This is a genomic window from Enterococcus sp. DIV2379 (genome assembly GCF_050542965.1).
GTDB classification, from domain to species: Bacteria; Bacillota; Bacilli; order Lactobacillales; family Enterococcaceae; genus Enterococcus_D; species Enterococcus_D entomosocium.
In genome coordinates, this window is record NZ_CP172938.1 from 618,120 (window position 1) to 644,520 (window position 26,401).

23 protein-coding genes are annotated in these 26,401 nt (G+C 40.1%); 18 read left to right on the forward strand and 5 right to left on the reverse strand.

The window, feature by feature from the left end; translation table 11 throughout:
* Window positions 1-75: 75 nt before the first annotated feature.
* The 11 genes from IGI92_RS02900 to IGI92_RS02950 all read left to right on the forward strand — a co-directional run bounded on the left by IGI92_RS02900 (window position 76) and on the right by IGI92_RS02950 (window position 14,005).
* Complete coding sequence (locus IGI92_RS02900) at window positions 76-894, forward strand: MerR family transcriptional regulator (RefSeq protein ID WP_429966982.1); 819 nt, start codon at window positions 76-78, stop codon at window positions 892-894.
* 86 nt (window positions 895-980) lie between these two features.
* Complete coding sequence (locus IGI92_RS02905; RefSeq protein WP_034872811.1) at window positions 981-1,457, forward strand: SAM-dependent methyltransferase; 477 nt, start codon at window positions 981-983, stop codon at window positions 1,455-1,457.
* 166 nt (window positions 1,458-1,623) lie between these two features.
* Window positions 1,624-2,205: a GNAT family N-acetyltransferase gene (locus IGI92_RS02910; RefSeq protein ID WP_430607982.1), complete on the forward strand. Its 582-nt coding sequence runs from the start codon at window positions 1,624-1,626 to the stop codon at window positions 2,203-2,205.
* A 351-nt stretch (window positions 2,206-2,556) separates the two neighbouring features.
* The gene (locus tag IGI92_RS02915; RefSeq protein ID WP_430607984.1) at window positions 2,557-4,794 is read left to right on the forward strand and encodes an ATP-binding cassette domain-containing protein; all 2,238 of its coding nucleotides are present in this window, start codon (window positions 2,557-2,559) and stop codon (window positions 4,792-4,794) included.
* A 237-nt stretch (window positions 4,795-5,031) separates the two neighbouring features.
* Window positions 5,032-6,507, forward strand: a complete 1,476-nt coding sequence (locus IGI92_RS02920; protein WP_061053738.1) for a helix-turn-helix domain-containing protein — start codon at window positions 5,032-5,034, stop codon at window positions 6,505-6,507.
* A gap of 373 nt (window positions 6,508-6,880) precedes the next feature.
* Complete coding sequence (locus IGI92_RS02925; protein ID WP_430607985.1) at window positions 6,881-11,452, forward strand: hypothetical protein; 4,572 nt, start codon at window positions 6,881-6,883, stop codon at window positions 11,450-11,452.
* A 39-nt stretch (window positions 11,453-11,491) separates the two neighbouring features.
* The gene (locus IGI92_RS02930; RefSeq protein WP_430607986.1) at window positions 11,492-12,010 is read left to right on the forward strand and encodes a hypothetical protein; all 519 of its coding nucleotides are present in this window, start codon (window positions 11,492-11,494) and stop codon (window positions 12,008-12,010) included.
* 25 nt (window positions 12,011-12,035) lie between these two features.
* On the forward strand, window positions 12,036-12,599 hold the full coding sequence (locus tag IGI92_RS02935) for a hypothetical protein (protein ID WP_430607988.1): 564 nt from the start codon (window positions 12,036-12,038) through the stop codon (window positions 12,597-12,599).
* Between the two features lie 34 nt (window positions 12,600-12,633).
* Window positions 12,634-12,963, forward strand: coding sequence for an LPXTG cell wall anchor domain-containing protein (locus tag IGI92_RS02940; protein WP_301389759.1), 330 nt, complete (start codon window positions 12,634-12,636; stop codon window positions 12,961-12,963).
* A 173-nt stretch (window positions 12,964-13,136) separates the two neighbouring features.
* On the forward strand, window positions 13,137-13,532 hold the full coding sequence (locus IGI92_RS02945; RefSeq protein WP_061053740.1) for a hypothetical protein: 396 nt from the start codon (window positions 13,137-13,139) through the stop codon (window positions 13,530-13,532).
* Window positions 13,533-13,657: 125 nt separating this feature from the next.
* Complete coding sequence (locus tag IGI92_RS02950) at window positions 13,658-14,005, forward strand: DUF7006 family protein (RefSeq protein ID WP_005232097.1); 348 nt, start codon at window positions 13,658-13,660, stop codon at window positions 14,003-14,005.
* Between the two features lie 373 nt (window positions 14,006-14,378).
* Here the strand turns inward: IGI92_RS02950 and IGI92_RS02955 are convergent, their stop codons facing one another.
* Window positions 14,379-15,122, reverse strand: coding sequence for an EAL domain-containing protein (locus IGI92_RS02955; protein ID WP_005232094.1), 744 nt, complete (start codon window positions 15,120-15,122; stop codon window positions 14,379-14,381).
* Window positions 15,123-15,384: 262 nt separating this feature from the next.
* On the opposite strand from IGI92_RS02955, the gene IGI92_RS02960 reads away from it, so the two are divergent.
* From IGI92_RS02960 to IGI92_RS02970, 3 genes are all read left to right on the forward strand, one after another.
* The gene (locus tag IGI92_RS02960; RefSeq protein ID WP_430607990.1) at window positions 15,385-16,383 is read left to right on the forward strand and encodes a GGDEF domain-containing protein; all 999 of its coding nucleotides are present in this window, start codon (window positions 15,385-15,387) and stop codon (window positions 16,381-16,383) included.
* A 459-nt stretch (window positions 16,384-16,842) separates the two neighbouring features.
* Window positions 16,843-17,160, forward strand: coding sequence for a hypothetical protein (locus IGI92_RS02965; RefSeq protein WP_005232089.1), 318 nt, complete (start codon window positions 16,843-16,845; stop codon window positions 17,158-17,160).
* Window positions 17,161-17,218: 58 nt separating this feature from the next.
* Window positions 17,219-17,761, forward strand: a complete 543-nt coding sequence (locus IGI92_RS02970) for a DUF3267 domain-containing protein (protein ID WP_430607992.1) — start codon at window positions 17,219-17,221, stop codon at window positions 17,759-17,761.
* Window positions 17,762-17,955: 194 nt separating this feature from the next.
* Here IGI92_RS02970 and IGI92_RS02975 read toward each other — a convergent pair whose 3' ends face one another.
* Both IGI92_RS02975 and IGI92_RS02980 read right to left on the reverse strand, forming a co-directional pair.
* The gene (locus tag IGI92_RS02975) at window positions 17,956-18,375 is read right to left on the reverse strand and encodes a DUF2000 domain-containing protein (RefSeq protein ID WP_005232083.1); all 420 of its coding nucleotides are present in this window, start codon (window positions 18,373-18,375) and stop codon (window positions 17,956-17,958) included.
* Window positions 18,368-19,201: a helix-turn-helix domain-containing protein gene (locus IGI92_RS02980; RefSeq protein ID WP_074934353.1), complete on the reverse strand. Its 834-nt coding sequence runs from the start codon at window positions 19,199-19,201 to the stop codon at window positions 18,368-18,370. The genes IGI92_RS02975 and IGI92_RS02980 overlap by 8 nt, the downstream gene beginning before the upstream one ends.
* A gap of 368 nt (window positions 19,202-19,569) precedes the next feature.
* Between IGI92_RS02980 and IGI92_RS02985 the strand changes: the two genes are divergently transcribed.
* On the forward strand, window positions 19,570-19,686 hold the full coding sequence (locus IGI92_RS02985; protein ID WP_080646931.1) for a putative holin-like toxin: 117 nt from the start codon (window positions 19,570-19,572) through the stop codon (window positions 19,684-19,686).
* Between the two features lie 505 nt (window positions 19,687-20,191).
* On the opposite strand, the gene IGI92_RS02990 is transcribed toward IGI92_RS02985, so the two are convergent.
* Window positions 20,192-21,616 (reverse strand): glycoside hydrolase family 1 protein, encoded by a 1,425-nt coding sequence (locus tag IGI92_RS02990; RefSeq protein ID WP_430607994.1) that lies wholly within the window; start codon window positions 21,614-21,616, stop codon window positions 20,192-20,194.
* A 167-nt stretch (window positions 21,617-21,783) separates the two neighbouring features.
* Between IGI92_RS02990 and IGI92_RS02995 the strand changes: the two genes are divergently transcribed.
* Window positions 21,784-22,497, forward strand: a complete 714-nt coding sequence (locus IGI92_RS02995; protein ID WP_008377910.1) for a GntR family transcriptional regulator — start codon at window positions 21,784-21,786, stop codon at window positions 22,495-22,497.
* 145 nt (window positions 22,498-22,642) lie between these two features.
* Window positions 22,643-23,971, forward strand: a complete 1,329-nt coding sequence (locus IGI92_RS03000; RefSeq protein WP_430607996.1) for a PTS sugar transporter subunit IIC — start codon at window positions 22,643-22,645, stop codon at window positions 23,969-23,971.
* A 205-nt stretch (window positions 23,972-24,176) separates the two neighbouring features.
* On the opposite strand, the gene IGI92_RS03005 is transcribed toward IGI92_RS03000, so the two are convergent.
* Window positions 24,177-24,929, reverse strand: a complete 753-nt coding sequence (locus IGI92_RS03005) for a MurR/RpiR family transcriptional regulator (protein ID WP_005232077.1) — start codon at window positions 24,927-24,929, stop codon at window positions 24,177-24,179.
* A gap of 145 nt (window positions 24,930-25,074) precedes the next feature.
* Between IGI92_RS03005 and IGI92_RS03010 the strand changes: the two genes are divergently transcribed.
* On the forward strand, window positions 25,075-26,400 hold the full coding sequence (locus tag IGI92_RS03010; RefSeq protein WP_016619912.1) for a 6-phospho-beta-glucosidase: 1,326 nt from the start codon (window positions 25,075-25,077) through the stop codon (window positions 26,398-26,400).
* Window position 26,401 lies beyond the last annotated feature (1 nt).

The window sequence follows — 26,401 nt, forward strand, 5'->3', positions numbered from 1 at the left end:
TGTTTCGGTTTTTTATAGTGAGTAGCATTGAAGTGTGGATAAAGTGTTTTTATAATAAATCTATCGGAGGTGCGTATGTTTAAGATAGGTGAATTTTCAAAGCTCTCTCAAGTGAGTATCAGAATGTTGCGTTACTATGATGAGATGGGTCTATTAAAGCCCGATAGGATTGATATGTTTACTGGTTATCGACTGTATTCGGCTGTTCAATTGCCTGAACTCAATAAAATACTCTATTTACGTGATAGCGGCTTTAGTGTAGCAGAAATTGCGGTGTTACTGAAAAACCAAGAGCAGGACTTCCTTGCAGAACAATTAGAAAGAAAAAAAGATGAAATTGAGACAACTATAGAGGCGGAAAAACAAAAATTAATCAAACTAGAAGTGGCTAAATTAGTATTGACGAAGGAACGAACAGAGCGCCATTATCAGGTCACAATGAAAGCAGTCCCGAGTTATCATGTGCTCTCCCTTCGCAAAGTCATACCAAATTATTTTGCTGAAGAGGAACTGTGGAGAGAACTAGCCACTTTTATGGAGCTTCATAAAATAAAGAATTTCGGACAATCATTTTCGATTTATCACGACCAAGAGTTTAAAGAAAAAAATGTCGATGTTGAATTGTGTGTGCAAGTGAAAGCAGGCCTGCAAGTAGATTCCAAAGTATTTTCCATCTACGAAACGGAAGCAGTGCCAATTATGGCGTGCACGATGGTGTACGGTGCATTCTCCAACATAGCCAACGTCTATTTGTCCTTGGCTGAGTGGCTACAAGAACATCCTTATTACCAAATGGACGGACCAGACAGGCAAATCGTGCATCGCGGTCCTTGGAATGAGCAGGAGGAAAGCAGTTATTTGACTGAAATACAAATACCACTCATAAAACGATGAGTAGCAGATTTTTTCTATTTTTTCTTGACTCTCACATTGTGTCAGACACTATTCTAAGAGCACAAAGAGGAAATGGAGGAAAGAAAATGACAGAATATAAACTACAACCGATCGGAATCATTCAAAACAATGAGGACGGATGCTTGCTCAAGCTAAAGAAAGAATATGTTCCAGCTTTGGCAGGGATTGAAGGATTTAGTCACCTACAATTAGTATGGTGGTTCAGTGATTTTGCGGATGCAAAGTATCGAATGATTTTGGATGCTGAGCAACCCTATAAACATGCGCCTGAAAAAATGGGGATTTTTGCTACGAGATCACCCATCCGACCAAATCCAATTGCATTAAGTGTTGTTCAAGTATTATCAGTCGATGTTGAGAAAGGAATTCTTTCTATTCCTTATATTGATGCAAACGACCAAACGCCACTAATAGATATCAAACCGTACACACCAAGTTTGGATCGAGTAGAAGTGCCCAGAGTTCCTTCCTGGTGCCATCATTGGCCGAACAGTTTAGAAGAATCTGCTGATTTTAATTGGGAAAATGAATTTAATTTTTAGAGGATGAAAAAATAGAGGAATCAATCGGAAGATTGTTGGCGCAACAATGAAAATTTAAGCAATGTCGATGTTCGATTCAAGTAAAGAAAAAACGCGGTTTGTTTTTAAGGGACATCCTCCGCTATAATTGGGGGGAACATTAGGAAGAGCGAAAGGAGTATACCACATGCTAACAGGCAATAAAATCACTTTAAACCCTGCGGAAATCAAAGATAAAGAAGCGGTCTATCAATGGTGTTTTCACTCTGAAACCACAAAATATCATTCTGGACCACCTTCTTATCCTAATGCACCGATCGCCACAGAAGCAGAGTTTTTTGAGGACTATCAAGAGTATTATTTTACTGGTGCTCAACCGCAAAATGGCAGAGGCTTTTTGATTCTACATGCAGGTGAACCGATTGGTTTTATTAGTTACTCCTCGTTTCATCTAAAAGACGGCATAGCAGAACTGGACATCTGGTTGAATCGGGAAGTTCATTGCGGCAAAGGATTTGGTACCGATGCGATCGTCACCCTCGGTGATCATTTACATGAAACATTCGGCATTCAAAAACTGATGATGCGACCGTCGAGAAAAAATACTGCTGCAGTCAAATCTTACGAAAAGGCTGGTTTTACGCAATCTTACCAAGACCTTGCTGACTATTTGTTGGAAGAGTATCTTGCTTTATATGCCGAAGGGGATTATGGGGCAGAAGAAACGGTGACATTGATCAAAATGTTTCCGTCAACTGTATTGAGCTGATCTGGCCGATCTCTAACATTCGGCTTCAAACGATTAAAGGTTATTTCATGAAAACAGTCCATTTCACTTTGCAAGCAAGGGGAAATGGACTGTTTTTTACCTTTTAGCAATTTAAGGTCATTCAAAATACTCCTTCTTCGCTCTATCTTCTAACTTCGTTCGCACGCTAAATTCCTTCCTATGCAACAGTTATCGAAAAATCGCATAAGCCCCCACCATTGCTATTCCAACATTGAGAACAAAACATAAAATAAACATAGTTTTTTTGCAAAATTCCGAGAAACAGCGAGAATGTTTGTGCTATAATGGTCGCTCACTGTAAAAATTCAATAGAATCTGGGAGGGTATAGCATGCAGGAATACATTACGATCCACAACGCCAGGCAGAACAATTTGAAGGGCTTTGACTTGAAGATTCCCAAAAGAAAAATCACGATTTTCACGGGTGTCTCTGGTTCTGGCAAGTCATCGATCGTCTTTGACACGATCGCACAAGAAGCTGGTCGACAGCTGAATGAGAACTTTTCGAAATTTGTCCGCAACTTTTTGCCAAAATACAGCCAGCCCGATGCGGATGCCATCGACAATCTTTCGATGGCGGTAGTAGTTGATCAAAGCCGTTTAGGCGGCAATTCCCGCTCTACATTAGGGACGATCACGGATATCAACCCCTTGATCCGCTTGCTTTTTTCTCGTCTTGGTCAACCGTATTTAGGTCCTGCATGGAATTTTTCCTTCAATGACCCTCATGGGATGTGTCCCACTTGCGAAGGGATTGGGCGGATCGTCGGGTTAGATTTAGAAAAGGCACTGGATCTTGAAAAGTCCTTGAACGAAGGGGCGATCCTGCTTCCTGGCTACAAAGTCGGCTCTTGGCTACTGAAGTCCTTCACCAATACGGGCTTTTTTGACAATGACAAGCCGTTGGAAGAATATAGCGAAGAGGAAATGAACCGCTTTTTGTATGCCCAAGGAGAAAAAATCGATTCCTTGTATATGGAAGGCATGAGTTCCACCTATGAAGGCTTAGTCGCTCGTTTTAATCGCTCCAATATCAAAGGTGGCAATGAAAGCTCCGCTGCTACGCAGAAGAAAATCGCTTCTTTCATGAATGAGCAGAAGTGTCCTGACTGTCAGGGAAAGCGATTCAATCCACAAGTACTCGCGTGTAAAATCGCGGGCTATTCGATTGCGGACGTTTTGGCGATGCAAGTGGATGAACTATTGACGGTTCTTCAAGAAATCTCGGAGGAGAGTGTCCAACCCCTGCTTCAAAACATCCAAGCGAGAATCACTGATCTGATCAATATCGGGTTGGATTATGTTTCCTTAGACCGTGAAACAACGACGCTTTCTGGTGGGGAAAGTCAGCGGGTAAAAATGGTCAAACACTTGTCTTCTAGCTTGAACGATGTGATCTACATTTTTGATGAACCGAGTATTGGGCTGCATCCAAGGGATGTCCATCGATTGAATGAATTGTTAGTCAAACTACGGGACAAAGGGAACACCGTCATCGTAGTGGAGCATGACCCAGATGTCATTAAAGCAGCCGATCACATTATCGATGTTGGTCCTAAAGCTGGAAAAAATGGCGGCTATATTACTTACGAAGGAACCTTTGAAGGTTTGCTGCGATCAGATACACTGACTGGAAAAGCCTTTGGACAGATGGTGGATTTCAAAGAAGCCCCTCGCAGAAGCCAACAGTTTATCGAAACGAAAAAATCGACGCTGCATAACTTGAAAAATACAGCACTGCGGGTGCCATTAGGGGTATTTACGGTGGTGACCGGTGTCGCTGGTTCTGGAAAGAGCAGTTTGGTAAATGGTGTTTTTGCCAAAGAATACCCTGAGGCCATTACGATCGATCAATCAGCGGTGGCGGGGAATATTCGCTCTAATCCTGCAACCTATTCAGGAATCATGAATGACATTCGCAAGTTGTTTTCGCAAGAAAACAAGGTTTCAGCAGGTCTTTTTTCCTACAATTCCGAAGGTGCTTGTGAAACGTGTAAGGGCCACGGGACCATCAAGATGGAGCTGTCCTTTATGGATTCCGTCGAGGTTTTGTGTCAGGCATGCGGCGGCAAACGGTTTAAAGAAGAAGTCTACCAGTATCGCTTGAAAGGCAAGTCGATCGATGAAGTCCTTGCCATGAGTATCACGGAAGCGGTGGATTTTTTTGAGGAAAAAGCGATTCAAAGAAAACTAAAACAGATTTTGGCTGTAGGTCTAGGATACATGACCCTCGGACAGCCATTAAATACCTTGTCTGGCGGTGAATGCCAACGACTGAAGTTAGCAAAAGAATTAAGCAAAAAAGGCAATATCTACATTATGGATGAACCAACGACCGGATTGCACATGGCCGACATCAAAAGCATCTTGGCGATCATCGAACGATTAGTGGAAAAAGGCAACACGGTGATCGTGATCGAACACAACCTTGAGGTCATGAAAGCAGCGGATTGGCTGATCGATGTCGGTGCTGATGGTGGAATTCGTGGTGGTGAAATCTTGTACGAAGGAACCCCGGAACAACTGATCAATTGTCAATCGTCGATTACTGCGCAGTATTTATTTTAACGAAAAAACCAAGACTAGCCGTAAGCAGCTCTTTTCATCGAGTGTTGCTTGCGGCTTTTTTTCATTCCATCGAAGAAGCGATTACAAGTTAGAAAATAAAATTCAGAACGCTATTTTTTTTCATTATTAGTAGGTTTTTTGATAAAAATACTGTAAATTTGAGTATATAATTACCAAATAGTGGTCTATTTATGTAATAGTATAGAAAAGAATCTCTTGAAAAAAGGAGTGGAGTGGATGAGAGAGCTGCAATTGGCCTTCATCAGCAACCGCACAACCGCGCGGTTGTTTCGGCTGTTGAGTACGATTGAGCGAGATCGGGTGTTTACGATTGGCGACTTAGCTGAGCGCAATCAGGTAACTCAGCGGACGATTGCCAATGATATCAAATACATGAAAGAATATTTTGGGGACAGTATAGTTCTTGTTTCCGGCAATAGCGGGTTTGTTTTCGAAGAGAAAAAGCCTACAGAATATCAAAAAAGAAAACAAAGTTTGTTAAAAAATGAATGCTTATTTGAAATTATCGGGAATATCTTTCATGGCAAGTTAGCTAAGGTGGATGAGCTAGCACATCATTACCATTTTTCAGAGAGTACATTTCGGCGCTTACTCAATCAGCGCAACCCTATTTTGAAAAGCTATGGCTTACAATGGACCTCCAATCCTTTAACGATTGAAGGAAGCGAAGCCAACTTACGTAAGTTTTTCAAAGATTTTTATTATGAAGGGGTCGAAACGATCTATACATTGGTCCCAGACCAAGCATTGCATGACCTGATTTTAGGGCAATTGGATGACAAGTTCGGCTATTATGAAATCGGATCTGGGGCGACCCCCGCAGCGTTTTACTATACGTTTTATATTGCCATCAAACGCGCGAGCCTTGGCTATCATATCACTGTGCCCAAAGAACTGGTCAGGCAAGCGTATAAAGGGAATAGTTTCGCCAAACTTTATTCCTTGAAAAAAGGCATTGAAGAAATCTATCAGACCCAGTTGCCCAAAGAAGAATTTGCTTGGATCTACTTAGTCACCTTGTGCAAGCGAACCTTGGATCAAGAAGAACGAGAGGAAAAATTTTACCAACAATTTCATCAAGGTACAGCGATTGCAAACGTGGCCGAATTGTTTCTGCAGAACCATGATGTGCCCAAAGAGCAAGCCATTACGGTGGCGACGTTTTTACGTTCTTTCTTTTTATCGAGGAAAATAAACCATGCGATTGCGCCGGTTTTGAACAAGGAAATGGATGATATCAAAGAAGTGATCATGCGTTCCAACAGCGAGAATTATCAAAAGAACTTACAATTTCTTAAGGAGCAGAGCAAAAAACTCTCTTTGTCTAGTGCTTACTTAGAAGACATCTGTGTCAGTTTAACAATTTATAGCGAGTTGATTTTCGATTATTACGCACCAGCAAAAACCATTTATTTTCTCCTAGAAGGAGATCATTTTGTGTGCCAGCACATTCAAACTCGAGCAATCCAGCGGTTTGGCAGCAAGCACGAGTTGACCTTTGTGCAGCTGCAATATTTAACAAAGAAGACGCTAAATGGATCACATATTGATTTGATCGTGACCAATTACAATCGCTATCTCGTCGATTACAAAGTCAAAACAGATTATTTATTATTAAAATCTCTTCCAGATGATCGAGATTGGGAACATCTTGAACGGAAAATAAACCCGTATCAAAAACCGCTTTTTTAAACCCATTCCCGTACCTTTCACACAGTGAAAGAGGTAGGTTATTTATTCATCTATTTCAGGTGTTTATGAAAATAATGATTTTCTTTTGCTAAAGGACCACGCTATTCTTAGTTTAGTAAGGACCACGCGTGATACACTTACAGTTTTTTTCGTCTCAATAACCTTCGTTTTTAAGAAATAGGAACTCGTATGTAGATATTATTTTACAAAAACCCAATCTAACAACTTTCTTCAGACATTTGATTCGTCCAAATGTCTTTTTTTGTCGTTCCCCCAAAAACGAAGAATATTGAGACAACTTTGTGTGAAAAGGAGGAGGCTGTTTCTTAGCTTCAACCTTCTTGACGCACCAAAGACTTGAAGAAAGGAGGATATGATGAAACTACTTACATTGTTTTCTGCAGTATTCCTACTAAGCAGCACGGCGGTCAACACGACGCTGGCGTTCCAGCAAGTTGCTTATGCAGAAACAGAGTCACTTTCTGAAGAGACGCAACACTCCTCAACTGAGGAAACCACTAATTCTGCTGATCTATCGGAAGACCAAGAAACAACCGAAGAAAGCAGTGAAGAACAATCTTCTTCGGAAGCCACGGATGATTCCACGACAGCTAGCCAAGAAGAAGCAGAGGAAAATGAAGCACTGCCCGAAGCAGAAACGCCAGATAGCTCAGAAGATGAAGCGGAAACAGAAGCTGAGAATGAGCAAGTCGAAAGGTTTGATGCTGAAGCTTCAGCGGTCGCATTGACTGTAGCAAGTGAGGCGCAATTGCGGGCAATTTTACTTGGGGAATCCTTCACCGATGAAGATGGCACGGAGTATCATTACGAAGAAATCGCCAATGATCAATCCTTGGTGCTTACTTTTGCCAACAACTTGGCATTAACTGAGCCAATCAGTGGTATCCAACGGGCAGACGTTACTTTTCGTAGTCAAGATACACCTGTGATCGTTTCGCAGACGGCGGCAGAGAACCTGATGCAGTTTGCGGCACCTGTTCAACTGACTTGGCAAGGGGTACAACAACAAGGCATTCAGTCGGCGCAAGGGCTGGCTCAAACAACTGGGTCTTCAACGATTACCTTTGAAGATACCCAACTGGAGCTGACCACTACCGCAGGACGCGTGGTGAATAACAACCAAGCACATCTTCATTTCAAAGGAACCAATGTGGTGACGACAGCGACGTCTTCCATTCCAACGTTATTCACGGCTGAAGGACTCTTGGTCGAAGGCCAATTGACGATCAATCATCGCTCATCAAATGCCACACCAATCTTTGAAATGAATCAAGTAGCAGTCGCTAGCCAAGCTGAAATTTCTGTCACCCGAAGTACCAACAGCAATACTGGCACTGTCTTTCACATGACAGGTACCGCAGCAAGCCTTGATTTTGGTCAAGGAAGTATGACCACGATTCGCCAATCTGGCGCAATGGTTTCCCTACCAAATGCCAATCAAGATAGTCGGTTGACGCTAGCAACCGGGGCAACACTAGATGTTGGCACGGGACAGGGGCTTTCTGGTAATTCCACCAGCACGCTAGGCGAAGTAAGGTTACAAGCAGGGAGTCAGTTAAAACTATCTGAGTACGGGACGGTCAGCGGGACGCCCGCCATCAATGTCGGACACCGCTTCATCGTTGAAAATAGTACCGCGGACCAACCTACCATTATTGAAGGAACGCGGACGGGCACAACGACCGGAGCTTTTATCCAGCTCCAAAGTGCAAATTCCTCCATCGATTTTGGGGAGAATACACAAACGCGAATATCGCAGCATGGACCGATGTTTACGGGTGTGGCTAGTACCACGATAGTGATTCAAGACCACGTGAAAATGAACAATCAGCATAGCAACGGGTTTAATGGCAACGTAGCAGTCAACAGTATTGCGATTGGTGATCAGGTGGATATAACCATAAGTGAACCTAGTAATGCCACTGTTGGTCAAGCGTATCGAACCTTTTTCGCAACGTCTTCGGTTCAAATCGGAAGTCATACAACAATTGACGTGCCGAGAACGCGAACGACCTCTTCAGCAAGTACATCGAATGTCGTCATCGGCTTAGCATCAAGCAACGGGAAAATCACCATTGGTGACTATTCTGAAATAGCCGTGAACCAGCGAGGGGCGTTTGTCAACGCAAGTTTGTCCCATGTCACTTTAGGGAAATACTCAAAACTAACGGGCGTATTAGGGAATGGTTTTACCGCTGGAACGATGGTCGATCAATTTGAGCTGCTTGAAGGGGCTGAAATCAATGTTGCTGAGCATTCAACGAGCACAGCAGCCAATTCTTTTTCCGTGCAACGACGTTTCTTCCTAGGAGAAAAAGCAGCGATCAATTATTCTCGCACATCATCAGCAGCCAATCCTTTCATTGCACTGGGTTCAACGTCGACGGCTTCACAATTTTTGTCAGAAGCAAATGCAACCATCACCCTCAATCAAGTAGGACCATTGGTGACTGGTCGCAGCACAACAGATATCTATATTGGTGAAGCAAATACGATCAGCCTACAAACCGCACAAGGCTTTACCGGTGGTACCTCATCTGCTGCTTCTTCAACCATTCGCCGGTTGCATGTGGGCGATCACTCCGAAATCACCGTTTCTGGACGAAGCAATGCAAATGTTGATTTTTTCCGGTTTAGAGAAGAAATCAAACTAGGTCGTGAAGCGGAAGTAACGGTCAATCATACAACGCGACAAGCTGCACGAGCCGTTTTTCGTTTAACCTTGGCGAATTCGAAATTTACGATGGAAGAAGGAAGTAAAGTCGAAGTTGATACTGGTGGACGATTTCTACAGGGAGTCGGAACAACAGATCTGTTATTCGGCGAAAATTCCTATACGAGAATAAACGCTGCTAGAGGAATGACAGGAGACACCACTGTTCGTTCAGTTACGCTTGCGCAACATGCTGAAGTGCATTTGACAGAGCCAACAACGACGGCGATTCAAAATTCAGCAACAAGTCAAAATTATTCCAGAATCCGAGTATCACAAAGAGTGGAGTTGCAAGACAATGCTACCATGACGTCAAGAAGAGATCGAACGACTTCAGATTCCCGATTTATTTGGTTGACTGCTAGTAATTCATTTGTTCGGATTGGTAAAGGGGCTACCCTCGACGTGGATCAATCTGGAGGAATCTTTAGAGTAACGACTTCCTCTAATTTCATTCTCAATGATGAGGCAACATTTAAAGGTGTTGCGAGAGGTTTAAATACTCAGGCGGGAGGCAATGCCTCAAGCAATCATTCGAATTCATTTGCGAATATCACAGTAGGGGCCAGAGCTAATTTTTCCATGACCGATAATCGGACAGGTATGGGAACATCAGCGGAATTTATCAATCGCCCGTTAGTCAATGTGCGGAATTCATTTTCGGCAGGAGAAGATTCTACGGTTGTATTGGAAACCATAAGAAATAAATCTGAAGTTCTTTATTTCAGACTTGCCAATGCACGATTGAATATAAACAATGTGAATTTGTTTGAAATTAGTCATCCTACGACAAGAACTGGTCAAGCCAATGCACAATTGCAGCGTTTGATCCGATCTGCACAAAATACGGTTGCGAACGGTTTGAGAATCAATGTTGCGAGTCAAAAATTAGCAGTTTGGGAAAATGCTTCTTTAGATGAACCAACAGAAGAATTTATCAATATTTCCGGAACGATGCGAATCAATCGAAATGGGGGGAATACATTCCCTTATGGCGGCACAGGAAATGGCGAAGCGCGTTCCAGATTACTGAGTGGCGAGCAATTAGAGGGTTCTTTGGAAAGTCTGGAAAAACAAACGGACATTTACCAAGTGATTGCTAAGAATAACTTCAATAAGATTCGTTTTTCAGAACCAGAAGGCCTCATTGCCCGAATCGATGCATTGAGTGATCAGTCGACTGAAATCACTGGTTCCATGTACGAGGATACCGATATCACCTTGATCTCCTATACAAATACCGATGGAGAAATCGTCGAATTGGACAAAAACTCTGAACGAATCGAATGGGGCGACTATCGGGATGAAAATCAGCTGTATCGCTATTTCCGCATTCCCTTAAGAGAAAATGAGCGATTGGAAACAGAGACAGAAGTGTCGATTTTCTTATCGAAACCTTCGATTGAGACCTATGTCGATGTGACCGCTCGTCAAACCGTGATTAAAGGTGTGAATTTTGAAGCATACAATATCACCTTAGATCGCTATAAAATTAATGAATTAAGCACGCAAGAAGAATTAGATGCTTTGATCCTTCAAGAAAGTCGCGCGCAAGCCGCAAATGTATTGACGGAAGCGGATATGACGGATGACTTTCGCATCGTAGAAACGGATCTTACACGAGAAGTGGACGAAGACGGCAGCTACTTCGCTGTTCTTGAGGTGGGGAATAAAGCCTACCAGATGACTATCGGTATCGATGTGACATCGAAACTGGAGCATATGCGAGTGACGATCCCGACCAAAATGGTCTTTGAATCCTTGTACAATACGGCGGAATCGAATCGTAATTTTGAAAGCCAAGCGTATGAGATCCGCAATCAATCGCCACTTGCTGTGGATACCTATATCAATCAATTGGCGATCGATGATCCTGTCGGAATCGTCTTGTTAGAAGAGGGAGAAGATCCCCTCGATTACGCTGAAAGCGAAGAGGAAGACCCAACCCTTACTTATGACGATATCTCAACCCCGCTGTTGCGACTGAACCTAAAAACGGAAGAAACCCAGATTCAACTCTATGAAGCGATGGAAGAACAACACTTGGTTCGCTTAGAAGAAAGAAGTCGCGTGCCGATTTCCTTAACAGGGGATTTCTATGGGAATTACCCGCAATGGGTCGTTGATTCAGAAGCCGATCAAGGCGGATATTATGAAGACTTGCTCGTACCGAATTATCGCATCGTCTTACGCTTTGTTCCACGAGACTAAGAAAAAAAGATCGTACCAAACGTGAAGGAGGTGAATCCATTGGAGCAAACGAATCAAACCGAAAATAAAAAACGACGGAAATGGCTCTGGTGGTTGTTGCTATTGGCCGTACTTGCCGGTGGACTCGGGTACTATTTCTATCAATCAAACGAAGCGGTTCCGTTGATCAGTGCAGACCTTTTGCCTGAATCTGGCGATGCCACCGATCAGCGATTATCTGAACGGGCGCAGGAAATTGCAGATGCGAATTATTTCACCCTGCAAATCAATCCAGAAGCCATTTTTGAAGATGGTCAAAGCACGGGATCCATCGAAATCGTTAATCCAGGCACCAATGTGTACCCAATCGCCGTGGATATCTCTTTACTGTCGAGCGGGGAAGTCATCTATTCTTCCGGTGCGATCTATCCAAATCAATTTGTTGAAAATGTCGCCTTAGCGACACCATTGGCAAAAGGCGAGTATCCTGCCAAAGCCACCATCAATATTTACGACCCTGAAAGCAAAGAAAAACAAGGGGTCACTGAAGCTGAATTAACGATTATCGTTAAGAATTAAAAAAAGGAAAAGTGAGGAAATAAAAATGAAAAAATTTGTAGCAGCTATTCTAAGTACAGCAACGATCGCAGGAGTAATCGCAAGCGGCACCACCGCTTTTGCGACACAAACTATTGACGGACGTGAAGGCGATACGTCAGGAGATGTCCAAGTAAACGGGATCATCGGTGAATTCGAGAATACAACACCTGGACCAAATCCCGATGATTTGAACCAATGGATCAATGTAACGATTCCAACGACTGCTTTGTTCTATACGACAGAAGCGTCAAGTCATACAGAGATCGTTTCGCCTACGTACACAGTGACAAATAACTCAGCAGTTGGTGTGATCGCTTCTGTTGCAGGTGTTGATACACCATTGAATATGTCTGAAGTAGACTTGTTAAACGTAAACGGGATTGAGTTGTTTGAAAACGGCACACCAACTGTAACAGAAACAGAATTGTTTACCCTTGAAGGCAACCAAGGAACGAATGAAGGGACGTTTGCGTTCACTGGTGAAGCAACTCCTGTCAATGCATCAGAAGAATCAAACCCAAGTTTCAAATTGGTCTTGAGTTTTGCGCCGGATGTAGAGGAAGACTAAAAACTGAAATCCCAGTAAAGAAGGGATCTATCGTATGAAAAAACGAAAAAGAATCATTTTTTTCATCGCTGCATTACTGGCTCTGACTGTCTGGGAGCTATCAGAAACCGTTGTCGCAGAGGCGACAACAGGGCAGGTCACTGTGACTGGTCGAATTGGTGAAACAGCGAAGGAAGAGGAAGAAGCAGACGATGACAATAAGAAAACGATCGTCGCAGATGCTTCTCAAATCGGACAAGGGAAATTACCGCAAACAGGTTCTTCAAACACCACTCGTTTGATCATCCTTGGGTATGCACTCTTAGTACTGTTTGTCATTGCAACGACAAGAAAAAAGAAGCACGGTGAAAGCGTCGCTCCTTAACTATCGTCATCGCTAGAAGCGTAAAGGAGAAACTGTGAGGAAAACTTACAGTTTCTCTTTTTTAATGAAAGAGTAGAGCGGATAAAAAATGAATCAAAAAGGTAAGCAGTCCTTAGTGATACCACAAACGCTGTATAAGTGAGGTCAGTGATAGTTTTGAAAGGATACAGAAGATGAAGATCAGGAAAGAAGCATTTGAAAGAACCATCATAAATAGTGAATATATTGGCTACTACTATCATCTGCTGACTGCAGATTCTAGCCCCTATCCCCAAGGGGAACAAATAGATAAGATGCGTTACTTATTAGAAAATAATCACATAGAAGAAATAAAAGCGAATGCTCGCTATTTGTTCATTTTTCGTACGTATAAAGTACCTAGTGTCCTACAAAAAGAGTATCAGTTGTTGGAAGAATGCGTCTCGTACATCTCAAATTTGAACACCCATTTGTTGATGCCTCAAGAAGCAATTGAGCAAAGTCTTTCAATCAAGGCAGAAGATGAGGCGAAGGATCAAAAAGAGCATTACAAGCAGCTGGTCAGAGGGTTGCTGGATATTCTTCATTAACTACTGGACCTTGGTGTTTTTTCAGTAGCTAGAAAAAGTAGTGAATAGATAACGAGAAAGAATAGGCTGAGACTTAGGAAGAAAATAAGGGGGCTTGTTCCCCTCAAAGAAAGGAGCAAAGAAGCTTGACTGTATTTACTTCAAAGATAGAATATCTTGATGGATTTCAAAAGAAATTTACGGATTCCAATCGTGAAAATGGTGCCTTAGCCTCTTATTTAGAAAAGCAATTAACGTTACTTGATCAATTGATAGCAGGGATTTCTCCAGAAACATTTTGGGCGATCACCCCAGATATTCTGGGAATCGATGCCAAACTGGTTTTAGTCACAGAAATGATGCGATTTGACGATTTTTCCGATGACGAGATCATTCGAATCGTCGAAAAAGATTATCGCTTTTATCTGAAAGAATTGTGCGGTTACAATCTAGGAATGGAAACGAAGCATTCTCTGGTTTTCAACGTGAGATAAATCAAGGAGGGGAATAGTCGGAATCACTTCTAGCAAAACGATTTGGTAAGAAGTGATGAGTATTTTTAATGTTTCTGCAATTAGTAAAGGTGAGCGATTGAAATAGAAGGTTTGTATCGAAAAAAAGGGTGAATAGACAAAAAGCATTCAGGAATTGGTTTCTTGAATGCTTTTTGTCTATTCATTTATCTGAAAAAGGTCTTTGCTTTGGTTTCTACTCCCTCTCATGTAAAATCACCGTTAAAACGATGCCGAATCAGCAAAAATTCTGCAAATAAAATTATTTGTGTTATATTTGAAGGGCATCTGTTCATTTTTTTAATATTCGTTTATTTTTAATCGCGTATAGTGAGAAAAATAAACGACGCGATGGCTATTTTTTTCGCTTTAATTGATTAGCTGGGGAAGGTTTGTCCAAATAAAACCCTTGTTGAAGAAAAATCTCTTCTTCAAGCAAGTACTCATGGATATCCGAGGTTTCGACCCCTTCGACAATAAATTGGATTTTACGATTGCTGGCGATATTTCGCCAGAAGTCGATCAAAAAGAAAATCTCCTTTTGGGACAGCACTCGCAACGAGATAGGCGAAAATTTGATCACATCGATTTTATCCAGCATCGGTGCAATATTTGTCAGTGAATGAATGCCTGTCCCTACATCATCCAATGCGACAGAAAAGCGCATCTTTTTTATTTGGTTGATTTTGTTCATAAGAAAAGACTTGGGATCACAGGCGATAGAAGGTTCCGTATCGTCTTCGGTGATCTCAATCAAAATACGATCATGGTAGGGTGCTAAGTCAGCTAACATCAGAAAGGTTTCTGGGTAGCTGAGTTGTTGCGGGTGGATATTAAGACTGATTTTTGTTTCTTCATTCGGGTGAAGTAAGCTGAAAATTTCATTTCGGTACCATTGCAGTAAGCGAGTGTGTAGCTTTTTGTATTTGATCACTTGCTGGAAGAAGGAAAGGGGAAACCTATTTCTTTCGGTACTTCTCAATAATAATTCGTAGCCAATCACTTTCTGACTATCTGCTTTCATTTGAAAGATAGGCTGGGCATCAAAATATAATTGAGGAAATATCGATAAGAGTTCTTGTTCTATTTTCTCAGACATTGGTTTCTGCTCCTTTCTGGGGTAGTTTTATTTTTGGTTTCATGAAGTGCAGGAAAGGAAGATCGAGTTCTTTACCTGCATTGTTAAAGAATCGAGCCTTTCAAAATCATGGGCGAAGGATTTTAAAGAAAAATCTATGAAAGAAAGAAGGAATAGTGTGTTTGTCCATCTGATTTATGCTGCGATCTATTCTGTTTTAGTTGTAAGCTTGCTCATTTCGTAGGATCTGTTTATCAAGAACTTCAAAGAATTGAATTTACGCTTGTCATTTAAAATTCTTATCGGTGTCGTTCTGTTCATTTCGCAAGTCTACTTTATTATATCATTTTCTTTGAACAGTATCGGTTATGTTGCGTATGAATATACGATTCCAATCTTTATTTATTATTTTGGTATCCTCAAAGAAAAAATATATCTGATTGGGCTGGTCCCCGTCATCTTGCTAACTTTTTTTGCATTGATCAATAAATTCGAATGGGGAGCCATGCTCTTTATTATCGGATTAAATTACATCATTTTAATCATTACTTGCTTATTAAAGAAAAGATTTTACGGACAGACAAATCATACTGTCTTTTATCTATTTTCGATTGTGGTTACGGTTGTCTCGCCGATGGTCAATGCATTGCTTTTTCATCGCCATGAAGTTGGTCTTTGGGATGCTGTCACTTTAGGGATTGGATCAGTGGCAATCGTTTCTTTATGGAAGTATTATCTGCAGAATCAAAAAAACTTTCTCGAAAAAATCAATACGAAGATCATTGAGCGCAATTATGATGAGTTGACGAAGGTAAAAAATTGCCGTAGTTTGAACGAAGATATTTCAAAATTGGTGATAAACGAGAAGGATCAGCTGGTCGTGGTGATGATGGATTTAGATCATTTTAAGCAGATCAATGATCACCATGGACATCAAATCGGCAATCAAGCCTTAACCTTCTTTTCGGATAAACTGACGACATTTCTCTATCAAAAAAGTCCTTCCCATTTAATCGAAGTCTATCGGTATGGTGGCGAAGAATTTTTAGTCCTATTTAAAGAGAATACTTCCGTGTCAGTGAAAAAAATTATTGAAGAATTTCATTTGTTCTTAAGTAATGAACAGTTGAAACTAGAGGGAACACAACTGACCCTTTACTTTTCAGCAGGGATTTCAGAAGCAGGTCCTACGTTAGACATTTCAGAAATCTTTTATCAAGCGGATCAAGCATTGTACGAAGCCAAAAGGAAGGGCAGAAACCGCACGATTATATTTTCTTGAGACGCTTGCTTTTCTAAAGAAGGTTCCGCAGTCTTTTCTCAAGTAGATTGGGTGTTGTAGGAAACCAAAAGGAAAGACAAGGCCGTATGATTTTTTTAGACGAATGCTTTTCAGAAGAAGTTTTAATAAAGAGACAATGTTCGCAGGCTTCTTTGTCCAGCGTCGTAGCTTTTTCAAAAGGAAGAGGGGAAGCAATCTGGTAAGTATAATGGTTTACTAAACGGTTTCCGATTATCTTGAGAGGTTAAGCGAGGATAGAAAGGCAAGGAGAGTGCTTTTTAAGAAGTGGGAAGAAACCACTTCTTTTTTTGCACCAAGCATTGGGTAGCCGCACTTGGCAGCATCGAATTGGTTTTCTGCGTGTTTACACCCTTAGAAAGCAATGGTATATTTATTTGATAAGTAAATAAAATTATTTTTTTCCTGTGTGTAACGAAGACTGACTAAGGAGACTTCCCTATGAAACCAATTCGGCGATCACTGTACCAAAGTGCTTTATACGTAGCTATTCCTTTGATCGTGAGTCTACTGATTGGCTACTTAGCCAAATGCTCACTCCTGATTCCTGCATCCATTATTTATGGCGTTCTCTTGGTGTTTATGATCCCTTCCGACAGCTTTTTATCAAGCAGCGTGGACTACCAAACGAAAAGCATGAATCCAAGTTTTCGTCCTCCGCCATTAAAGAGAAGGATTGAAGGTGCGCCAGAAACGATCAATTTCCTCTTCGTTTTAACGGCACTGGTTTTGTGTTTGCTGCTCTTGTTGGTTGGGTAAAGGGAATTCATAGAAATTAAGTACTAAGAAGAATGTCGAAAAGAAAAGGAGAACAGCGATGAAATTACTCAAACAAATTAATTTAATGGATGATAAAAAAACAATAAAGAGATTGAATCTCGCGGCGATCCCTAGTTTTATTTTTTTCTATGTGTTCTTTACACTCTTTGTCTTAGGTGGTCATGGGTCAAATGCTGAAACTTCGTTTATTTTCGATCTTTTGCTCTTAATGGTTGCGTATTTTATTCTCATCATTGTTCATGAATTGATTCATGGTGCCTTCTTCAAGCTTTTTGACCCTAAAGGGAAGGTAAAGTTTGGGTTCAAAAATGGGGTAGCATATGCCACGAGTCCCCATTCCTTTTATTCAAAAGGGAAATTTGCCATCATTTTATTGGCGCCATTCATTGGCATTTCTGTGGGCCTCTTTCTATTATATTTATTTGGCTGGTTGACGGCATCTCTTTTTACCTTGATTGCTACCACACATGCCGCTTCTTGTGTGGGAGACTTTTACTTTCTTTTTCTGATTGTTAAAGCACCAGCGAACAGTTGTGTAGAAGATACTGAAGTGGGGTTGAATATTTATCAAGGAGAGTAGTTTATTTTTTCAATTGATCTTGGCAAAATCAAAGAGCAAGAAAATGTATGCTAGAAAATCTCTTACAAAAAAACAAACACCTCAAAAGTGTTTGTTTTTTTGTAAGACTGTTTATAAATAACGTATATAGCAAGAAGACTGTTCGGCCGACAAAAAGAAAATTTGTTTTAAACGACCGTTTTCTTACTAGCGCTTTACCGATACAACGGCAAACTACCAGCGACTTTATTGATACTCTTTTTCTTGCCTTTTAAACAAAGACCAAAATAAGCCAGTGTTTCTGTGGGAATCGTCTCAAGCGTCTGACGGTATTGCTCGTAAGAATTGGTGGTCTGAGCAACGTCGGAAAAATCAATGATGGTTACTTCTGGATCTGCTTGCTGACTGATCGATTCACGAATGGTCTGCAACTGCTCCTTGTTCGTTTTTAAGATAGGAATGGGAAAGTTGACAATGCCAAGGTGTTTTCTGCCTGTCGAATCGTAAATATCTTCTCCGATTCCTTCGGGAAACAATTTGCCCAAGGTTGCGCCTAAAATTGCAGCAGTATTTGCAACTAAGCCAATCGGTAATTGTTCATCGATAATCATGACACATTTTTCTTGGTTATTCATACGTTCTCACTCCATCTTCTTGGTAAATTGTTTGGTAAGCTTTCGGGGTGACCCCAATCAAGCTTTTAAAGATACGGGTAAAATGACTTTGGTCACTAAAACCTGTCAGAAAAGCGACTTCTGCAATTGCTTCTTGTGATTCTAGTCTTTTCTTGGCAGCACTGATGCGCACCGTACTTAAATATTGAAACGGCGACAGCCCATACGCTTTGGTAAATTGTCGAATCAAGACGTACTGATTCATTCCAAGAACGTCACTTAATTCACTCAAGGACAATTTTTCGGCATAATGTTGATCGATATAGGCTTTTGCCGCTGCGGCTTTATTTGAAACCGGATCTGTTTGTTCGTGGGTGAAATCCGCATACTGAACAAGCAGGTCGTGAAGGAGACAAGTAAAGCGTTCTTGTTTTTCAAACTCATCGCCGCGATCCGACAGCAACAGCTGGTGCACTGCATGAAATTCCTCTTTTTCTTTCACTTGGCGAATGACCGGTTCAGGAAAGTGCGGCGTCAATTGAGTGTTAAAAATTTTTTGTACTTGTACCGCCATGTTCTCCGGGGTTAAGTGGATATTGCGGTAAACCAGCTTTTCCTCTGTGAGTTGCTGGCAGCGGTGGGCAGCCTTTGGCGGAATCAAAATCAAGTCGCCTGCTTCAACGATATAGCAGGTATTTTGACAGGTGAATTGACGCGTCCCAGCTTCCATCAAGCCAATCACATAATATTCGTGCCAATGGTTGGGAAACTCCTGCTGGATGCCGTTAAATAATAAAGCCTCTACACCAAGGGTGCTATCTTGAATGATTTTTCGTTCATTTCTCATCTGCATTCTCCTTTTTGTTACTATAACAAAAGTGGTTTTTGGTGAATAGAATGATATTGACTTTTGACTATTTTTCTTGATGGAAGGCCCTTGATTGGGACTGAGAAAAGGGACTGGAGAATGTCGGGAAAGAGCGGATCAGCCTTGAAGAAAGAACAGCAGGTTATTTTGACGATTCTATGGAATGAATCAAAGCAAATAGACCATGCACCGTGAAAAAAATAACGATAAATCCTTGGTATTTGAAAGTTTTATTGATGGAAGTATGGTACCATTTGACTGCAGTAAAGTTTGTGACGGTGGCTATCTTTGAAAGGTGGTGGTGCTTATGAATGTAAGTACTAACTCTTCAGAAAGGAGAAGCCTTTTTGTCCACAGCGGAAGCAATCGGGCTAATGATCAGTTTTGGTACATTTACCGCCATGCTGATCTTTGGTATCCTAGCCGCAGTGAAAAATGACAAAAAAAATAACCGTCGACTTTAACAGGGAAACGGTTATCTTTTAAGTTAAAAAACCTGTCGCCGTCTTAAATGGCGCTGCAGAGGGGTTGTGGCAACAACTCCTCTTTACATAGTTAGTATAGCAAGAAGAGAGTGATTTTTCAACTTTAACAAGGATATTTTCAAACAAAATCGATAAGCGACATAGGCAAAACCTTATTCTCAATTGGAATAAGGTGTTCGATGTAGTCATTTTTGAAAAGTGTTCGAACATCTAAAAACGAATGCAATGTTTAAAGAAAAGGGAAGCATTATTATCGAAACTAGCGGCTAATAAGTTCCAGATAAATTCTGGTACATTTATTGCCGTGCTGCTCTTTCGTATCCTAGCCACAGTGAAAAATAACAAAAAAATAACCGTCGACTTTAGCAAGGAAACGGTTATTTTTTTACTAATAAAACCCTGTCGCCTTCTTAAAAGGTGCTAGAGAGGAGTTGTGGCAACAGGTTTCTTCTATACAGATCACTATCGATCATATTCGTGAATGCTAATCTACCAATCGCTCGAGATCGTAGGAAAAACCGTTTTGCTTACTTAGTTTCTTGTAAAACAAGCCACTTTTCTTTATTGTACGTTTCTGTGTGGCTAAATCTAAAGAAACTAAGCCGTAGCGGTTTTTATATGCATTGATCCATGACCAACAATCAATGAATGTCCATAGATGATACCCTTTTATATTACAGCCATCTTGAATTGCTTTCCATAAATAGGCGAGATGATCTTGGATAAATTCAATGCGATAGTCATCAATCACCTGACCATTTTCATCCATGAACCGTTCTTCATTAGCAACACCCATACCGTTTTCTGAGATAAAGGATTCAATATTTCCATAGTTATTTTTGATGTCCATACATAAATCATAAATTCCTTTTTCATAGATTTCCCATCCACGATATTCATTCATTCGACGACCAGGCATAATATGCGGTTCAAAGAACCATTCTGGTAAGAATGGACTTTCTAAATTAACGGCAGAAGTTCTTGCTTTGACACGGCGTGGTTCATAGTAGTTTAGACCAAGTATCTGCGCGGTATTCTCTTCAATAATTTTTAGGTCTGTGTCATTGAAATCAACGGGTAATTGGTCATATTCCTCCAGCAAAGAGACTAGTTTTTCTGGAAATACTCCTTTGACCATGGGATCTAAGAAACTACGAGTATAAAAAAGATCCGCAATTTCTGCTGCTTTTTTATCTGCTGAATTTTGGCTTCTTGGGAAAGTCGGACTCAAATTGAGAATTACTCCGATTTTGCTAGATAGCTGGTATTTTTTAAAAGTTTGAATGGCTTTTGCATGGGCTAATATGGTAAAGAACGCTGCTTGAGCACCACGTTTAAAATCAATGAGATTTGGATAGTGAAAATCTTCTAAATAAGAGCCCAAGATTGGCCCCAAAGGTTCGTTAAAGGTGAACCAATGATAAACTAAGTCGCCAAACGCTAGAAAACAGGTATCAGCAAAATTTACATAAGCTTCAACAACTTCACGTGATTCCCATCCCCCTTTATCTTGTAATTTTGCTGGCATGTCAAAATGATAGAGATTCGCAAAAACTTTGATATTATTATTTTTCATTTCGGTAAAAAGATCTCGATAATAGGCTATCGCTTTCTCGTTCGCTTTACCAACCCCATCATTTGGAAACATTCGTGCCCATGAGATAGACACCCGAAATGAATTGTGCCCGGTTTGTTTCATCAATTGAATATCTTCGTGGTAACGATGGATATGGTCTGTCGTAATACTAGGTCCAATTCGTTTATAAAAACGATGAGGTTCTTCGTGAAACCACCGATCCCATACGGTCTCTGCTTTTCCTGTTTCTCCACGCCCTTCAGATTGTTCTGCTGACCAAGCGGATCCCCACCAAAAGTCAGCTGGAAATGTTAACTGAGTATGTATTGACATTATCGTTTCCTCCTGTTCGTTTTTAACAGTGTAACATTGCTTTTGATATAAATAAATACTTTTTATTAAAAATATATATCTTTTTGTGGTGGGTATGGTTTTAGCTGTAAAAAGACAATTTTTATGTTAAAGTATAAGTAATAGAGATGAGTATGAGGGAGTAAGTTATGAAGAAACAGCCAAAATATATGGAGGTTTATACGGAGGTAAAGAAAAAAATTGCCAATGGAACCTATCAAATCGGTGAAAAATTACCTACGGGCGATGAACTTGCGCATGAGTATCAAACAAGTAAGCTCACTGTGAAGAAAGGTATTGATATGCTAGTATCAGAGGGAGTTTTACGAACACGTAGTGGATTTGGAACGGAAGTTCTACGCAGACCAATTGATAATTCGAAAGTGTTTGGACCAAATGAAGGTCTTTTTGATTTAGTAGGGGAAGAACATGTGACTTCTGAAATCCATACGTTCTCAATTGAGTTGCCATCGAATGAAGTTGCAGAAATTTTAGAAATAAATCAAAAAGAGTATGTCTATAATATTATTAGAAGTCGTTTTATTGATGAACAGCCTTATTCTATTGAGCAAACGTTTATGCCACTTTCTGTTATACCGGGGTTAGAACCAAAGCATTTGAAACGTTCTGTATATGGCTACATTACAAATGAGCTTAGTCTAGAGATTAAATCTTCCCATATTTGGATCAAAGGGGATGTGGCAAATGATTTCGATGCGGAAATTCTTTCTGTAAAACCAGGCGAGTTTATGATAGAGGTAGACAAAGTGGTGTCATTGTCTTCTGGTATACCGTTTGAATATTCTCTTTCGAGACATTTATACAAAGATTTTATTTTTGAAGCAGTTTTTGTTGAGAAGTGAAGACTAACGAATTTCGTTGGTCTTTTTTTGACTTTCAAAAAAAGATATATAATTTTAAATAAAGATATTTACTTTTTGGAAGAGCTGGTGTATGATCATCCCATAAGCAATCGCTTACAACTAAAAAAGGAGACTGATTGGAATTATGAGTAAAAAAGATGCTATTTTTGAAAAGTTCGGAATAATAGCCACAAGGTTAGGGAACCAGATTCATCTTCGAACACTAAGGGATGCTTTCGCCACTTTTATGCCTTTTATGATGTTGGCGGGATTTGTTACATTGATCAACTATGTTATTTTAGAGCCAACAGGATTTATGGGAAATATTATTGATCCAGCAACATTAACGACGATTCAAGAGATCGGGGCTTCCATCAGTAATGGAACGCTAAGTATAACGACACTATTAGTTGTTGCGGCAGTTTCTTATCATATGTGTGTTAGCAGAAATTATACAAATCATATTGCTGCTGTTCTAGTCGCTATTTCAACGTTTATTGTTCTCACCCCTATGATGACGATGTTTACACCAGAAGGAAGTCAAGAAGCGCTGGAAGTAGGTGGGGTTATTCCTGTCACTCATACTGGTGCGTCAGGAATGTTCGTTGGAATTTTTGTGGGCTTAGCTGCTACGGAACTCTTTATTAAGTTATCTAATAATAAAAAGTTACAAATTCAATTGTCAGGAAATATCCCTCCAGCTGTGTTGAAGTCTTTTAACGTCCTTATTCCGATCATGATTACCGTGACTACCTTCGCAATTGGTTCATTTGCTGTCAATCAATTATTCAATATGGATGTTAATTCGTTGATTACTACTCTAATCACTGGGCCTTTAAGTAGGGTAACGACAGGTTTACCAGGGTTCCTCTTAATTACCTCAATTGCAAATCTCTTTTTTGGGTTTGGAATTCATCAAGCAGTGATATCAGGTTCACTTCTCGATCCGTTCTTGATTCAAAATATGCAAGAGAATATGGCTGCTTATGCGAATAGGGAAGATATTCCACATATCATAAACATGGCATTTAAAGATACGTTTGCTGTTATGGGAGGGTCAGGAAATACTATTGCTTTGCTAATTGCTATTTTTATCTTTAGTCGTCGTAAAGATTACAAAGACTTTGCAAAATTATCCGTAACTCCAGCACTTTTTAATATCAGTGAACCAATCATTTTTGGTTTACCAATTGTTTTCAATATTAGTTTGATTATTCCATTTGTATTGGCACCGATTTTTTCCCTAACAGTTGCATATTTTGCGACAGCTGTTGGTTTGATCAATCATGTAGTCGTGCAGATACCTTGGACCACTCCTCCCGTCATATCTGGATTTTTAGCAACTGGTGGCGATTGGCGAGCATCAGTCTTACAAATTGCGATCATTGCTGTGAGTGTTTTTATCTACTTACCATTTTTACGTATCGATGAAAAAGTTACCTCAACAATAGGAAATGAAGAGGCAAATGATTGAGAAGAGGAAACTTCACAAGATTTTTTGAAGTCGTCTCAAACCAAAGGTAAGTGAAACAAATAAACTGAACAAATCTATATAACAAAAAGAGACCACATAGATGTATGTGAGTCTCTTTTTTTGTGGAAATATCGGTCGGTGAACTTGTGTTTAGACGGAAAGAATTACCTGAAGAATTTATTAGCAAGAATTTTTTTATACAAATCTATTGAGTTTCCATTCTATTTCTCACGGTTTTGGCTAACTTTTCAATAATATACATTGCCGGTATCTGGGTTGTAATATCAGCTTCATTAATTTTTTCTAGCGAAATATTATAGGTTATTGAAATATCAGCTAATTTAGAAAGTGTTGAATTAGAGCTGCTGGTAATTCCTATTACTGAGCTTTCTGATAGATTCAAATGATTTAAATATTGAATGATTTCTGTGGTCTCGCCGGAAACGGATAAAGCGACGATACACATTTTTTTTGCTAACTCAGTGGATAGGTAATTAATAGGATAATTACTAGGATCTTCAATGCGAATCGCCATGTTAAATAGTGACGAGAAATAAAGAGAACCATATTCAGCAACAACATTTGAGGAGCCTACGCCAATAAAAATAATCAGCTCTTTTTCCATCAATAAGTGAACTGCCTCATCAAATTTATCTTCAAAGAATTTGTCTTGTGTCCGTGCTAAAAAATTCAAGAGTTCACTCTCAAAATCAAGTGTTTTTACCTCTTTTTCTTCTTTAAGAGATTCGAGATACGCACTAAGGTAAATTTTAAATTCAGAAAAACCGGTACAGCGAAATTTTTTACAAAAGCGTAATACGCTGGCAGTACTCGTATGACTTTTCTCAGCTAATTCTCGAATACTCATGGAAGCAACTGCATTTACCTCTGAAATAATTGCTTTATATACCTCAATATCCGTTTCATTTAAGTCTGGTTGATAGTCAAGAAACAACATAGTAATCCCCTCCTGTTACAAATTGTAACAGGATTGTAACCGGTGTCAATCGTCTGTTTTTGTAACCGTTTACTTAAAAGCGGTATTTAAGGGGATAAAAATAATCTATACTGACCATGTAGTTAAGTTAAAGGAGTGTTTCAGGATGGATAAAGGAATAAAAATTGCAACAATTGGCGGTGGATCAAGTTATACACCAGAATTGATAGAAGGATTTATTAAACGATATGCTGAATTACCGATTTCAGAATTATGGCTTGTGGATATTGAACAAGGAAGAGAGAAATTAGAAATAGTTGGGGAACTTGCTAAACGTATGGTAAAAAAAGCGAACCTTCCAATGAAAATTTATATGACTCTTGATCGTGAAGCGGCATTAAAGGATGCGGACTTCGTTACGACGCAATTTCGTGTAGGTCTTTTGGAAGCGCGAGCGAAAGACGAGAGAATTCCTTTAACATATGACACGATTGGACAAGAAACGAATGGTCCAGGAGGGCTTTTTAAAGGATTACGCACGATTCCTGTTATCTTAGAAATAGTGAAAGATATGGAGCGCCTTTGCCCAGAAGCATGGCTGATCAACTTCACTAATCCAGCTGGCATGGTGACAGAAGCTGTCTTACGCCATAGCAATATGCGTAGAGTAGTAGGTTTGTGTAATGGACCAATTGGAATAGAACGTGGCATTGCAGAAACATTAAAAGTACCCAAAGAAGAATTATATGTTGAATTTACTGGGCTAAATCATATGGTTTTTGCGAAAAAGATTTATCATAAAGGGATTGATGTGACCCAAAAAGTACTTACATTGATGACGCAAGATACTGGCGATGCAGTTGGTCTGAAAAACATTGCTGATTTAGAATGGGAACCAAATTTTTTCCGAACACTTGGCATGATTCCCATCGGCTATTTAAGGTATTACTATCAAACAGCTACTATGTTGTCTGAGCAAAAACGATCAGCAGAGAAAGAAGGAACTCGTGCAGAAGTTGTGCAGAAAATCGAGCATGAGTTGTTTGAACTTTATAAAGATGAACATCTAGCAATCAAACCACCTCAATTGTCAGAACGTGGGGGCGCTTATTATAGTGAAGCAGCATGTAATTTAATTAATTCCATCTATAATGACAAACGTGATATTCAAACGGTCAATACAAGAAATAATGGTGCCATCAGTGATATCGATTGTGATTCAGCGGTTGAAGTAAATTGTTTGATTACAAAACAAGGACCGATCCCTTTGACTACAGGTGAATTACCTATTCCTATCAAAGGACTAGTTCAACAAATTAAGTCTTTTGAACGTATAGCGGCCCAAGCAGCTGTTACGGGAGACTATAACACTGCTTTATTAGCGATGACGATCAATCCCTTAGTTCCAAGTGATAGGACAGCAAAGCAACTACTTGATGAAATGCTTTTAGCACACAAAGAATATCTGCCGAATTTTTTTAAAGGAGAATGAC

Coding starts and splice junctions, on each gene's coding strand:
- IGI92_RS02965 (WP_005232089.1), top strand. CDS start 16,843: ATGAAACCAATTCGGCGATCACTGTACCAAAGTGCTTTATACGTAGCT.
- IGI92_RS02945 (WP_061053740.1), top strand. CDS start 13,137: ATGAAGATCAGGAAAGAAGCATTTGAAAGAACCATCATAAATAGTGAA.
- IGI92_RS02980 (WP_074934353.1), bottom strand. CDS start 19,201: ATGAGAAATGAACGAAAAATCATTCAAGATAGCACCCTTGGTGTAGAG.
- IGI92_RS02940 (WP_301389759.1), top strand. CDS start 12,634: ATGAAAAAACGAAAAAGAATCATTTTTTTCATCGCTGCATTACTGGCT.
- IGI92_RS02970 (WP_430607992.1), top strand. CDS start 17,219: ATGAAATTACTCAAACAAATTAATTTAATGGATGATAAAAAAACAATA.
- IGI92_RS02995 (WP_008377910.1), top strand. CDS start 21,784: ATGAAGAAACAGCCAAAATATATGGAGGTTTATACGGAGGTAAAGAAA.
- IGI92_RS03010 (WP_016619912.1), top strand. CDS start 25,075: ATGGATAAAGGAATAAAAATTGCAACAATTGGCGGTGGATCAAGTTAT.
- IGI92_RS02955 (WP_005232094.1), bottom strand. CDS start 15,122: ATGTCTGAGAAAATAGAACAAGAACTCTTATCGATATTTCCTCAATTA.
- IGI92_RS02925 (WP_430607985.1), top strand. CDS start 6,881: ATGATGAAACTACTTACATTGTTTTCTGCAGTATTCCTACTAAGCAGC.
- IGI92_RS02910 (WP_430607982.1), top strand. CDS start 1,624: ATGCTAACAGGCAATAAAATCACTTTAAACCCTGCGGAAATCAAAGAT.
- IGI92_RS02915 (WP_430607984.1), top strand. CDS start 2,557: ATGCAGGAATACATTACGATCCACAACGCCAGGCAGAACAATTTGAAG.
- IGI92_RS02920 (WP_061053738.1), top strand. CDS start 5,032: ATGAGAGAGCTGCAATTGGCCTTCATCAGCAACCGCACAACCGCGCGG.
- IGI92_RS03000 (WP_430607996.1), top strand. CDS start 22,643: ATGAGTAAAAAAGATGCTATTTTTGAAAAGTTCGGAATAATAGCCACA.
- IGI92_RS02975 (WP_005232083.1), bottom strand. CDS start 18,375: ATGAATAACCAAGAAAAATGTGTCATGATTATCGATGAACAATTACCG.
- IGI92_RS02905 (WP_034872811.1), top strand. CDS start 981: ATGACAGAATATAAACTACAACCGATCGGAATCATTCAAAACAATGAG.
- IGI92_RS02935 (WP_430607988.1), top strand. CDS start 12,036: ATGAAAAAATTTGTAGCAGCTATTCTAAGTACAGCAACGATCGCAGGA.
- IGI92_RS03005 (WP_005232077.1), bottom strand. CDS start 24,929: ATGTTGTTTCTTGACTATCAACCAGACTTAAATGAAACGGATATTGAG.
- IGI92_RS02990 (WP_430607994.1), bottom strand. CDS start 21,616: ATGTCAATACATACTCAGTTAACATTTCCAGCTGACTTTTGGTGGGGA.
- IGI92_RS02900 (WP_429966982.1), top strand. CDS start 76: ATGTTTAAGATAGGTGAATTTTCAAAGCTCTCTCAAGTGAGTATCAGA.